The 11,832-nt window shown below is 66.5% G+C and carries 14 protein-coding genes; 3 read left to right on the top strand and 11 right to left on the bottom strand.

Annotated features, from left to right (window positions below):
• Positions 1–237 precede the first annotated feature (237 nt).
• On the top strand, positions 238–1,446 hold the full coding sequence (locus LDO15_RS07350) for an MFS transporter (RefSeq protein WP_223985467.1): 1,209 nt from the start codon (positions 238–240) through the stop codon (positions 1,444–1,446).
• A 129-nt stretch (positions 1,447–1,575) separates the two neighbouring features.
• On the opposite strand, the gene LDO15_RS07345 is transcribed toward LDO15_RS07350, so the two are convergent.
• Entirely contained in the window at positions 1,576–2,496 is a 921-nt protein-coding gene (locus tag LDO15_RS07345) for a cation diffusion facilitator family transporter (RefSeq protein ID WP_223985466.1), read from the bottom strand.
• 230 nt (positions 2,497–2,726) lie between these two features.
• On the opposite strand from LDO15_RS07345, the gene LDO15_RS07340 reads away from it, so the two are divergent.
• Positions 2,727–2,996: a GlsB/YeaQ/YmgE family stress response membrane protein gene (locus LDO15_RS07340; protein ID WP_223985465.1), complete on the top strand. Its 270-nt coding sequence runs from the start codon at positions 2,727–2,729 to the stop codon at positions 2,994–2,996.
• A 132-nt stretch (positions 2,997–3,128) separates the two neighbouring features.
• Here LDO15_RS07340 and LDO15_RS07335 read toward each other — a convergent pair whose 3' ends face one another.
• The 4 genes from LDO15_RS07335 to infC form a co-directional block, all read right to left on the bottom strand.
• Entirely contained in the window at positions 3,129–4,025 is an 897-nt protein-coding gene (locus tag LDO15_RS07335; RefSeq protein WP_223985463.1) for an RNA methyltransferase, read from the bottom strand.
• A gap of 65 nt (positions 4,026–4,090) precedes the next feature.
• On the bottom strand, positions 4,091–4,561 hold the full coding sequence (rplT, locus tag LDO15_RS07330; protein ID WP_223985461.1) for a 50S ribosomal protein L20: 471 nt from the start codon (positions 4,559–4,561) through the stop codon (positions 4,091–4,093).
• A gap of 120 nt (positions 4,562–4,681) precedes the next feature.
• Complete coding sequence (gene rpmI / locus LDO15_RS07325; protein ID WP_009358635.1) at positions 4,682–4,876, bottom strand: 50S ribosomal protein L35; 195 nt, start codon at positions 4,874–4,876, stop codon at positions 4,682–4,684.
• Positions 4,877–4,991: 115 nt separating this feature from the next.
• The gene (gene infC / locus LDO15_RS07320) at positions 4,992–6,071 is read right to left on the bottom strand and encodes a translation initiation factor IF-3 (RefSeq protein WP_263428349.1); all 1,080 of its coding nucleotides are present in this window, start codon (positions 6,069–6,071) and stop codon (positions 4,992–4,994) included.
• 452 nt (positions 6,072–6,523) lie between these two features.
• Here infC and LDO15_RS07315 point away from each other — a divergent pair, with 452 nt between their 5' ends.
• On the top strand, positions 6,524–6,910 hold the full coding sequence (locus LDO15_RS07315; RefSeq protein ID WP_223985459.1) for a DUF1844 domain-containing protein: 387 nt from the start codon (positions 6,524–6,526) through the stop codon (positions 6,908–6,910).
• Positions 6,911–7,124: 214 nt separating this feature from the next.
• On the opposite strand, the gene LDO15_RS07310 is transcribed toward LDO15_RS07315, so the two are convergent.
• The 6 genes from LDO15_RS07310 to hisB form a co-directional block, all read right to left on the bottom strand.
• The gene (locus LDO15_RS07310; RefSeq protein ID WP_223985457.1) at positions 7,125–8,438 is read right to left on the bottom strand and encodes an MFS transporter; all 1,314 of its coding nucleotides are present in this window, start codon (positions 8,436–8,438) and stop codon (positions 7,125–7,127) included.
• Between the two features lie 61 nt (positions 8,439–8,499).
• Positions 8,500–9,462 carry an SseB family protein gene (locus tag LDO15_RS07305; protein WP_223985455.1) on the bottom strand — a complete coding sequence of 321 codons (963 nt, stop codon included), beginning with the start codon at positions 9,460–9,462 and terminating at the stop codon, positions 8,500–8,502.
• Between the two features lie 13 nt (positions 9,463–9,475).
• Complete coding sequence (gene priA / locus LDO15_RS07300) at positions 9,476–10,222, bottom strand: bifunctional 1-(5-phosphoribosyl)-5-((5-phosphoribosylamino)methylideneamino)imidazole-4-carboxamide isomerase/phosphoribosylanthranilate isomerase PriA (RefSeq protein WP_223985453.1); 747 nt, start codon at positions 10,220–10,222, stop codon at positions 9,476–9,478.
• 49 nt (positions 10,223–10,271) lie between these two features.
• Positions 10,272–10,430: a hypothetical protein gene (locus LDO15_RS07295; RefSeq protein ID WP_223985452.1), complete on the bottom strand. Its 159-nt coding sequence runs from the start codon at positions 10,428–10,430 to the stop codon at positions 10,272–10,274.
• Entirely contained in the window at positions 10,431–11,207 is a 777-nt protein-coding gene (hisH, locus tag LDO15_RS07290) for an imidazole glycerol phosphate synthase subunit HisH (RefSeq protein WP_223985450.1), read from the bottom strand.
• Positions 11,204–11,830 carry an imidazoleglycerol-phosphate dehydratase HisB gene (hisB, locus tag LDO15_RS07285; RefSeq protein ID WP_091557762.1) on the bottom strand — a complete coding sequence of 209 codons (627 nt, stop codon included), beginning with the start codon at positions 11,828–11,830 and terminating at the stop codon, positions 11,204–11,206. Before hisB ends, hisH begins: the two co-directional genes overlap by 4 nt.
• Positions 11,831–11,832 lie beyond the last annotated feature (2 nt).

Raw genomic sequence — 11,832 nt, 5'->3', positions numbered from 1 at the left:
CCGGGCGCGCCGCAGGCGCCGGAGGCCGGGACGACGGCCGCCACAGAAGGCTGGAAGCTCCGCAGGCGGCGACTAGCGTGCGGCGGGCGGGCCGCGGGGGCGGGCCGGGTAGGGGACAATGGTGGGGGTGGCCGCCCGGACCCGCTGCGGAATATCCGGCGCCCCCGCCCAGTTCTTAAAAACATACTTATGTGGCCGGCTCCGGCACTTCCCGGCACAACTCCGACGAAAAGACGAATGACTTCCACCACACACGCCCCGGCGCCGTCCACAACCGGCACCCGTCACGTTGCCCTCGCCATCATTGCCCTGGCCATGGGCGGCTTTGGCATCGGCACCACGGAGTTCACCATGATGGGCCTGCTCAAGGAGATCGAACAGGGCCTGAACATCAGCACCCCCGAGGCCGGCCACCTGATTTCGGCCTACGCCCTCGGCGTCGTGGTTGGCGCTCCGGTATTGGCCGCCGTCGGCGCCAGGCTTCCGCGGAAGCATCTGGCCTTGGGGCTCATGCTCTTCTTCAGCATCGCCAACCTCAGTTCCTTTCTCGCCCCGGACTACGGCTCCATGCTGGTGTCCCGGTTCGCCGCGGGACTGCCCCACGGCGCGTTCTTCGGGGTCGCGGCCGTGATCGCCGCTTCCCTTGTGGCGCCGACGAAGCGCGGCTGGGCGATTTCGATGGTCATGGCCGGGCTGACCGTGTCCAACGTCATCGGCGTCCCCTTCGCCACCTGGCTGGGCCAGAGTTATGGGTGGCGGCTCCTGTTCCTGCTGGTCGGCCTGATCGGCATCATCACGCTCGCCATGCTGTGGAAGTTCGTCCCGTTCCAGAGGCCGCACGCCGATGCCAGCTTCCGCCGCGAGCTCGGCGCCCTCAAGCGGCTTCAGGTGTGGCTCGCCATTCTGGTCGGCATCGTCGGGTTTGGCGGTTTCTTCGCGACCTACACCTACATTTCACACACCATGACGTCCGTGGCGGGCCTCCCGGCGCCCTGGCTGCCGCTCGTGGTGGCCCTGTACGGAGTGGGCATGGTGGTGGGCAACATCGTTGGCGGCCGGATCGCCGACAAGTCCGTCATGGGCACCATCTACTGGGTGCTGCCCGCCACGGCCGTGGCCCTGGTGGCCTACGCCGTTGCGGCCCACTGGGCCTGGTCGGCGCTGGTCATGGTCTTCGTGGTCGGCGCCGCCGGGTCCATGCTGGTCCCGGCCCTGCAGACCAGGCTTCTTGATGCTTCTCCTGACGCGCCGTCACTGGCCTCCTCGCTGAACCATGCGGCGCTCAACGTCGCCAATGCCCTGGGCGCGTTCCTCGGCGGGCTCGTGATCGCCTGGGGCTGGGGTTATGTCGCACCCGCGCTCGTGGGTGCGGTCCTTGCACTCCTGGGGCTCGGTGTCGCGGCCATCAGCGGCGCTGTGGAACGCAGGCGGCCGCTGGCCTCGTAGGGACGCAACCATGCCACCCCGGAAGGCCCGGCAAATCCGCCCGCACGTGGTCATAGAAACGGCAGTCCGGCCCAGTTATGCACTGGGCCGGACTGCCGTTTCTTAATGCGTTGCTGTGGACTGCCGGGCCTAGGGAGCGCTGACGCGCTGCACGTCCGGTTCCAGGTAGATGACCCGGGCAATCGGGACGGCCTCGCGGATCCGGACCTCGGCGTCGTCAATCGCTTTCGCGATGTCCTGCCCGGAGTCCGACCTGCCGATGCTGATCTTGGCCGCTACCAGCAGCTCCTCGGGACCAAGGTGCATGGTCTTCAGGTGGATGATGCTGGTGCCGCCGGATTCGATCGCGGTGCGGATCTTGGCGACGTCATCACGCGTGGCCGACTCGCCCAACAGCAGGGACTTCGTTTCCATGGCCAGGACCACGGCGATCGCGACTAGCAGCAGGCCGATCATGGCGGTTCCCAGGGCGTCCCAGATGCCGTTCCCGGTAATGAGCGTCAGGCCCACGCCGAAGAGAGCGAACACCAGGCCCACGAGGGCGCCGAAATCCTCGAGCAGGATTACCGGGAGCTCGGGCTGCTTGGCATTGCGGATGAATTTGACCCAGCTCTGCTTCCCGCGGAGGTGGTTGGATTCGGTGATCGCCGTCCTGAACGAGAAGGACTCGGCAATGATCGCGCCGACCAGCACAGCCAGCGGCACCCACCAGAAGTCGCCTTCGATGGCGTGCGGGTGCTGGATCTTCCCCCAGGCCTCATACAGTGCGAAAAGACCGCCGACGCTGAAAAGCACAATCGAGACGATGAAGGCGTAGATGTAGCGCTCACGGCCGTAGCCGAAAGGGTGTTCCTGGCTGGCTTCGCGCTGCGCGCGCTTGCCACCCACCAGGAGCAGCAACTGGTTGCCGGAGTCCGCCAGCGAGTGAATCGCCTCCGCAAGCATGGACGACGACAGCGTCAGGAAGTAGGCGACGAACTTCAATACGGCGATGGTCAGGTTGGCGGCCAATGCCGCCAGAATCGCCTTGGTACCGCCATTTGCAGCCACGTGTGCTTCTCCTTGAGGGGTTCTTCCGGGGTGTACACGGAGACCGAGAATTTCCGGCACCCGCAAGGAATACCGTACCCGTTTCCGGGCAGCCGACGAACCGCGGCAGGGACCCCTGCGGCCACGTAACGATTGGGCATTCCCCTGCTGACAAGTAATCCGGCCTATGTTAGCTTGAAGCCATATTCGGGATTCACAATTTGGATGCCGACGAATATGTAGGAGGAGACATGGGCTTTCTTGGCTGGATCATTCTCGGACTCATAGTAGGTGCAATCGTCAAGGCAGTCATGCCCGGCAGGGTCGGCGGCGGCTGGGTTACCAGCCTCGTGCTCGGCGTCGTCGGAGCCGTAGTCGGCGGCTGGATCGGCGATCTTCTGTTCGGCGGCGGCAAGATGGAATTCTGGAATCTCGGTTCCTGGCTCCTGGCCATTGTCGGTGGCTTGGTGGTTGCCCTCGTCTACGGCGCCATCACAGGACGCAACAAGACGACCACATAAATTTGCACAGCACTGAAATTTGCTCAGCACTGGCCGCACGCTTCGCGTGAGGCGGCGGCAACAGTTCGGCAGTATCAGTACGACGGCGGGGCCCACCGAAAGGTGGGCCCCGCCGTTTGTCTATCTGGGCTCCTAGGATGCCTGCTGGGAGCGCGCGCTGGCGTAAAGGCAGACGGTGGCGGCGGTGCCGAGGTTCAGGCTCTCCGCTTCCCCGTAGACGGGCACGGCCACCCGGTGGTCAGCCAGCGCGATTTCGTCTTCGGACAGGCCTTGAGCCTCGTTGCCGAAGAGCCAGGCCGTGGGGCCTTCCAGCGCGTAGACCGATGCGGCGGCGGAGGCCCCCAGCCGGCGGGCGGCGTTCTCGTCCTGGAGTCGGTCCAGGTTCAGCTGGCCGTAACCGTCGGCGGCGAGCACGCCGATCCCCTGTTCCTTGCAGCGGGCCACCAGGTCGGCCACGTCGGCGCCGAGGACGATCGGCAGGTGGAAGAGGGACCCCGCCGTCGAGCGGACCGCCTTGGGGTTGTAGATGTCCACGCTGGAGGCAGTCAGGACGACGGCGTCGGCGCCGGCCGCATCGGCCGCGCGGAGCACGGTTCCGGCGTTGCCGGGGTCACGGACCTGGCAAAGGACTGCGATGAGCTTTGGTGCGGCGGCCAGCACTGTATCGAGGCTGACATCAAGGAACGCGCAGACGGCGAGAATGCCCTGCGGGTTGACCGTGTCCGCCATCGCGGCGAGAACTTCGTCGGTGGCGAGGTATGCGGTGGTGCCCTCCGCGAGTGTCTCCAGGTCCGGGTGCCGGTCGAGGCAGGCCTCGCTCGCGTAAACCTCATAGACGATGCCGGGCTCCCCTGCGGCAATCCTTTTCTGGTGCAGGGCCAAGGCCTCCCGGACAGCCTGCGGGCCTTCGGCCAAGAACTCGCTGCGCTTTAAACGGGCCGGGCGCCCGGCAAGTTGTGCCACCTTCCTCACCCGATCGGCTCGGGGGTTGGAGAGTGGAAAGTCTTGCGGGCGCCCGGTTTCGTTCATATAAGAACCTTAGTTGCTCTCGCAGCAGGTTCTGGAACGACGCAGGTTTACAACTGCGGCAGGAACTACTTTGCGGCCTCGGCGTCAGCCTTCTTGGCAGCAGGCTTCTTCGCGGGAGCCTTCTTGGCAGCCTTCGGAGCCGTAGCGGCCTCAGCCTGGACGGCCGGAGCGGACGTGTCGGCGGGCAGCGCATCCTTGGCGACCTTGACCAGCGCGGCGAAGGCGTTGGCGTCGGACACGGCGAGCTCGGCCAGCATACGGCGGTCAACCTCAACCTCAGCGGCCTTCAGGCCCTGGATCAGGCGGTTGTAGGTCAGGCCGTTGGCGCGGGATGCAGCGTTGATGCGCTGGATCCAAAGACGGCGGAAGTCGCCCTTCTTCTTCTTGCGGTCGCCGTAGCTGTACACGAACGAGTGCAGCAGCTGCTCTTTGGCCTTGCGGTACAGGCGTGAACGCTGTCCACGGTAGCCCTTTGCGCGTTCGAGGATAACCCGGCGCTTCTTGTGGGCGTTTACCGCCCTCTTCACACGTGCCACGTGCGTACTCCTTCAGAATTCTGATCCCAAGCGTCTACTGCCGGATAGTTCCGGCTGGCCTGAGAAGCCTTTTTGGTAGTTGACTGCTGCCAGGTGGCGAACAATCGGAGAACTTGGAACTTAGATGCCGAGCATCTTCCGGATGACCTTGGCGTCGCCCTTGAAGACGATCTTGTCGCCGGCAAGGCGACGGGTCAGCCGCGAGGACTTGTGCTCGAGGTAGTGACGGCGGTTGGCCTGCTGGCGGCGCAGCTTGCCGCTACCGGTCAGCTTGAAGCGCTTCTTAGCACCGCTGTGGGTCTTCATCTTCGGCATGGGAACCGATCTCCTTACGTATCCGCAGAAAAGTCTGCAGCTCTTTCGTGCAGCCGCCCCTGCGGGCGGCGTGCTGGTTGCTTACTGCCGGACACTGCTGTCCGGCAGCCGTGAACTAGTTGGTCTTCTTGCTGCCAGGCTTGGCGGCTGCCCGGGGGGCGGCCGGCCGTGCGGCGGGCTTCGGCGCTGCAGGCCTCGGAATCGGCTTGGGAGCAGCAACCGGCTTCGGTGCGGCCGCCGGAGCCGCCGGAACGGATTCCGCAGCCTTCTCTTCAGGAGCCTTAGCCGCAGGAGCCGGAGCCGCTTTCGGAGCCACGGCAGCCTTGGCTGCTACCGGCTTCTCGGCCTTCGGAGCCTCAGGAGCCTTGATGGCTGCCGGCTTCTCAGCCACAGCCTCCTTCGGTGCTTCCTGGGCCGGAGCTTCTTCGATCTTGGTCTCCTCGACCGGGGCCGGCGTGGTCGCTTCGGCCTTGGCCTCTTCGACCTTGACCTCTTCGGCCTTGCTCTCCTCGACCTTGACCTCTTCGGCCTTGCTCTCTTCGACGGCGGCCTCCGTTGCGGGAGCCTCCGTCTCTAGGACAAAGCCTTCCGGCAGGAGGTCCGACAACGTCTGGGTCAGCGGCGCGTTGCCACCGGAGACGTCGACGCGCCCGGATGCCTTGGCCTCGTTCTCAGCCTTGGCTTCTGCACGCTGCGTTGCGCGGCGGGCCTCCGCCTTGGCCTCGGCCTTGTTCTTCAGCGGGCCCACCACCATGACCATGTTGCGGCCATCGATGCGCGGGCTGGACTCCACAACGCCCACTTCGGCGACGTCGTCGGCGAAGCGCTGGAGCAAGCGGATGCCCATCTCGGGGCGCTGCTGCTCACGGCCGCGGAACTGGATCATGGCCTTGACCTTGTCACCGGCACCGAGGAAGCGAAGCGCGTGGCCGCGCTTGGTCTCGTAGTCGTGGGTGTCGATCTTCAGGCGGAAGCGGATTTCCTTCAGGACCGTGTTGGTCTGGTTCTTCCGGGCTTCACGTGCCTTGACAGCGGCTTCGTACTTGTACTTGCCGAAGTCCATCAGCTTGCACACCGGAGGCTTGGCCTGCGGTGCTACTTCAACGAGATCAAGATCGGACTCGGCAGCCAAACGCAGGGCATCCTCAATACGGACAATTCCTACTTGTTCGCCTGCAGGGCCGACCAGCCGCACCTCGGGGACGCGGATACGCTCATTGATTCTTGGCTCGCTAATGTTAAAGCTCCTGTGTTCGTGAGGGGTATTCCACCGGCAAAAAGAGAAGGCCCCCAATTGCCGGAGCAATCGAAGGCCTCGAGATCGGAGCTGCCGGCCTCAGTGAGGCGGCATGCACATCCTGCGGACCAGAGTCCGAAGTTGTGCCCGACCAGGTACCCGGCAACCTTGACTCCCGAAGGGAGGGGCTTCCCGAAGGAAGTTTCGCGGCTGACGCGGGTGGGAGAGAACTCCGCTTGCAAACTAAAAGTCAATTCTACAGAAAGATACCCGCTCAACGCACATGTGCGCCGCCCGGGCAACAACTTCAACAGAAGCACTGCACTGTAAACAAGTACAGCACTGATGCTGGACTGTAAGAAGCACTGCAAAATAACGACATTTAGTCGGTCTGTGACAAGCTTACCAGCATGAGTACATCAGAGCGTAATTCCCACGTCTTCGAGCCAGCAGCCCCCCAGGCCGACGTCTCGCAACAGATCCGCGACATCTCGGAAGTCCCCGCGATCGAGGTCATCACCACGGCCGCCGTGCACCTGATGAGCGCCGCCGCAGTGAAGCTGGGCCTCGCCGCCGAGGAAAATGCCCAGGAACTCAAGGACCTGGACGAGGCCCGCAAGCTGATCACCGCCCTTGCCGGCTTGGTGACCGCGGCGGCGCCGGAAATCGGTTCCCAGCACGCCGGACCGTTGCGCGATGGACTGCGATCCCTCCAGCTCGCCTTCCGCGAGGAATCGATCATCCCGGACGCTCCGGGCAAGGGCCCGGGCGAGAAGTACACCGGCCCGGTCAACTAAGCACTTTCGTCACCATGATGCGGCGGCGGCCGGACCACATCGGTCCGCCCGCCGCCGTCGTCGTTAACTCCCCCGGGCGTTAACTCCCCCGGGCTCCGCGTGTAGCCGCGGACGTCGTCGGTGGCCCGCAGCCGGTGGGCGACGGTCAGCCGGTGGACAGCGGCCGACAGTCGGTCGGCGGTCAGTGGGCGAGCGGGCGGTCAGTGGCCGGCAGTCAGGCGTGGGCGAGGCGGCGGCGCCGCACGTGCTGCAGGGCAAGTCCCACGAGGCAGAGGCCCACACCGGCCAGCCCCACGGCAACGAAGCCGGCCGACGGGCCGATGACGTCGATGAACAGCCCGGCCAGCGGCGCTCCCAGGGCCACTCCGCCGGTCAGGGCGGAACCGTACCAGCCCATCGCCTCGCCGCGTCGGCTCTCGTCGACCAGCTCGGCCACCTTTTCCGAGGCAGCCGAGAGTACCGGGGCGCACAGCAGCCCGGGCAGCAGCGAGAGCAGGCTGAGGGTCCAGGTGTCGGTCGCGAAGGCCATCGGGATGGTCAGGGCCGACATGCCCAGCAGCAGGAGGATTGGCGAGATGGGCCGGTGCATGGCGCCATAGAGGACGCCGCCCACCACCGAGGCCGCGCACCAAAAGAGGAACACGATCCCGATCTCGGCCTCGTGGCCGCCGGTCTGGAGGGCCGCGACGATCCCGACGTCGGTACCGCTGAGGACCATGCCGGCGCCGGCAGCGACGGCGAAGACGGCGGCCACAGCGGCGGTGAACCAGCCGAAATTGTGGACGACCCTGTGCCGCAGGCCGGAGCGTCGTTGCCTCCGTTCCTCGGCGGCGGCTGCCAGCGGCGCCAGTTCCGCGGCGGCCTCCTGCAGGTGGGCCGGCGCGGCGGCGACGACGGCGGCCTCCGCGCATTCCAATTCCTCCGCTTCGAGCCCGGTGTCGGGGGTAGCCGTCCGGGTGGGCGGGTTGAACCACATGAGGAACAATCCCGAGACGGACGTGGCCACGCCGACTATTGTCAGGCCCAGGACGGACTGCCCGCTGGTGGCGACGACGGCACCGACAGCGGGGCCGATCATGAAGACCAGTTCAGTGGCGATGGCGTCCAGGGCGAAGGCGGTGCGGCGCTGTTCTCCGGGGGCGAGCACGCCCAGTGACTGGCGCACCACGCTGAAGATGGGCAGGGTCAGCAGGCCGCCGATGAAGACCAAGGGCAGCAAGGCCTCGTAGGACACGTGCGGCACGATTGACCAGATCACGGTTTCGGAGATGACGGACGGAATGAGCGCCTTGCGCAGTCCCACTGTGTCGACACGGCGACCGCGCCAGGGCGCGCCAACGGCGATGCCGATCGTCATGACGGCCGCAGCCGCGCCGGCGGCGGCGTAGCCCTGGCCAAGGCTCAGGACGATGTGCAAGGTCAGCAGGACGCCGGCCGCCGAGTGCGGTATGCGGGCGATCATGCCGACCAGCAGGAGCCTCCTGATGGGCCGGACAGCAAGCAGTTCCCGGTAAAGCGCGAAATTCACGGACTACATCCTTCTGGTACTGCCCACGGCAGCACCAGGATATCCCCCGTCGGACCGTCAGCTATGGTGCCGCGCGCTGCAGCTTGACCTCGATCGAATCAACCCGCTCGGCAAAGATTTCATTCCGGGCCCAGGCGTTGTTGAGGCCGGCAACGATGGACTGCACGCCGGCGGCGTCGAGCCCGTCTTCAAGGTACAGCACCACACGAAGTTCCGGGCCTGCTCCCCCACCAGGGAGCCGCCTGCCGTCGGCCGTGGCCGAGGCAACTCCACCCCCTGGATGAATTTCAACACGCCGGACCGCCGCAAAGCCAACAGTACTGTCCCCGAGGGCACCGGCAACTTCCGCATCGGCGTACGACGGCGTCCAGGTCTGCTGCTGCGCCAGGGCCCAGACCGCGGGCCGGCGCACCACGAAGGTCAGCTCCGATCCGGGATCCACCACGAGCAGCTCGGCACCTTCCGAGACAGCTGACAGGGCCGCCCGGGCCGCGTACACGGCGACCGGCCTGGCTTCCTTATGCCATGCCTCCAGTGACGCCGCGGAGGTGAAGACGGGCATGGCCGTCCTCCCGTCGGGCGCCTTGAGCGTCACGAGGGCCATGTCGGCCTGTTTGTCCGAGTGCAGTCCGTGCGGCTCATCCTCGTGCGGTTTGTCCCCCTGCGACTTGTTCCCTTGCGGGCGGGTCACGGCTTCGCCCTCTTCGGCGAGCTGGGCAACAATCGGCACAAACACCCGGGCGGTGGCAAGCGCTGCGACCACGGCCGCTTCATTGCCCGTGCCTGCGGCGAGGTCGGCCACGGCCGCCAGGTAGCCGGCGTCGGCGGCGCCGTCGTCGTCCTCGAAGTTATGGATCTTCGCGGCCTCCCCGGACAGGCTGCGGCCTGCCCACGGTTGACCGGCGGAGTCTGTGGCACCGCCGGCGCCAGCAAGGGCAGCCGCGATGTGTCCGGGCAGATGCCGGACGGGAGCCGCTCCGGTGCCTGCCCGCGCGCCGTCGTGGGGCTCGTGGGTGTGCGTCATGACTGCTGACCGCCTAGCGGCGGCCGGCGACGTCGAGGGCCTCAGGCAGGGTGAAATTGCCGCTGTAGAGGGCCTTGCCGATGATGGCGCCCTCGACGCCGAGCGGGACCAGGGACCGCAGGACCAGGAGGTCCTCGAGGCTGGAAATGCCGCCGGAGGCGACAACGGGCTTGCCGGTCTTCTCAACCATCTGACGCAGCAGTTCGACGTTGGGGCCCTGGAGCGTGCCGTCCTTGGTCACATCGGTGACGACGTACCGGGCGCAGCCAGCGTCCTCGAGACGGCCCAGCACCTCCCAGAGGTCCCCGCCTTCCTTGGTCCAGCCCCGGCCGGCGAGGGTGGTGCCCCGGACGTCCAGGCCGACGGCGATCTTGTCGCCGAAGCGTTCAATCACCCGGTGGGTCCACTCCGGGTTTTCCAGTGCCGCGGTGCCCAGATTGACGCGGGCGACGCCCAGGTCGAGGGCCTTCTCAAGGGACTCGTCGTCGCGCAGGCCGCCGGAGAGCTCCACCTTGATGTCCAGCCGCCCCACGACCTCGCGCAGCAGTTCGGCGTTGGAGCCTCGCCCGAACGCGGCGTCGAGATCGACCAGATGCACCCATTCAGCGCCCTGCTCCTGCCAGTTGAGTGCGGCCTCCAGCGGAGTGCCGTAGCTCGTCTCGCTGCCGGCTTCGCCCTGCACGAGCCGGACGGCCTGGCCGTTGACGACGTCGACAGCGGGCAGAAGCTCGAGTACGGGCAGCGGGGTTTCGGTGGTCATCGTGGAGTCCTCAGCTTGGGAATGGATGGTTGGTAACGTGGCCGGGCCGTCAGGACGCCGACAGGGTCAGGAGGTAGGCGGCCAGCAGCGACATGCCTGCCAGGATGTAGAACACAATCTGCACCCAGAGCGGACTCTTCTGCTGCCGGAAAGAGATCGCGCCGCCAACCAGCAGGCCGGCGACGCCCATGAGCACCAGGGACCACATCTAGGCGGTCTGTTCCGGGGCCGCGGGTTCCACGGCTGCGGCCTCGGCAGCTGCGGATTCCGGGGTTGCCGGTCGCAGGCCCTGGACCCAGTTGCGCAGCAGCCGGGCGCCGGCATCGCCGGACTTCTCCGGGTGGAACTGGGTGGCGCACAGCGGTCCGTTTTCGACGGCCGCGATGAACGGGGCACCGTGCTCTGACCACGTCACCAGGGGCGCGGCCATCCGGGGCTGGATGACATCGAAGTCCCAGTGCTGGACACCGTAGGAGTGCACGAAGTAGAAGCGCTCGCCCTCAACGCCCGCGAACAGTCTGGACCCAACAGGCACGGAGACGGTGTTCCAGCCCATGTGGGGCACGACGTCGGCGGGCAGCAGCTCGACCTTACCGGGCCACTCCCCCATGCCTTCGGCTTCGGTGCCGTGCTCGACGCCGGCCTCAAACAGCACCTGCAGCCCGACGCAGATGGCAAGCACGGGGCGACCTCCGGCGACACGGCGGCCGATCATGCGGATGGCATCCACGGCCTTGAGTTCGCGCATGACGGTTTCGAAGGCACCGACGCCAGGGACGACGAGGCCGTCGGCGTTCAGGACGTCTTCGGGCTTGGAGCTGAGGATGACCTCGGCGCCGGCCCGCTCCAGGGCACGCACGGCAGAGCGGACATTCCCGGAGCCGTAGTCCAGCACCGTGACGGTGGGCTTTCCCTCCGGAGAGGCCGGCCTGGTCCCGGCGGCGGGATCGATGATGGCGCCGTCGCGGAGTATCGGGCCGGTCACAAGGCACCCTTTGTGGATGGAATGCCTTCGACGCGGGGATCCGGTTCGACGGCCGCGCGCAGTGCCCGGGCAAAGGCCTTGAACTGGGCCTCGACGATGTGGTGGGGGTCGCGTCCGGCAGTGACGTTCATGTGCAGGCAGATCCCGGCGTGAAGCGTGATCGCCTCAAAGACGTGGCGGGTGAGGGAGCCCGTGAAGTGGCCGCCGATCAGGTGGTATTCCTGGCCTGCCGGTTCGCCGGCGTGTACCAGGTACGGACGGCCGGAGACGTCGACGACGGCCTGCGCGAGAGCCTCATCCAGTGGGACGGTCGCCTCGCCAAAGCGACGGATCCCGGCCTTGTTGCCCAGGGCGGTCCGCAGAACCTCGCCGAAGGTGATGGCCACGTCCTCAACGGTGTGGTGGACATCGATATGGGTGTCTCCGGTGGCCTTGACGGTCATGTCAATCAGGGAGTGCTTGCTCAGGGCCGTCAGCATGTGGTCATAGAAAGGGACCGACGTGCTGATATCAGAGACCCCGGTGCCGTCCAGGTTGATCTCGACCAGGACCGAGGACTCGCTGGTGGTCCGTTCCATGCGTGCGGTCCGGCCCTCGGCGGCGGTGGATCCGGTGTTGCTCATGT

The sequence above is a fragment of the Arthrobacter sp. NicSoilB8 genome (assembly GCF_019977355.1).
GTDB lineage: Bacteria > Actinomycetota > Actinomycetes > Actinomycetales > Micrococcaceae > Arthrobacter.
Note: the sequence above shows the minus strand (reverse complement) of the source record. Positions and strands in the feature narration are given on the sequence as shown.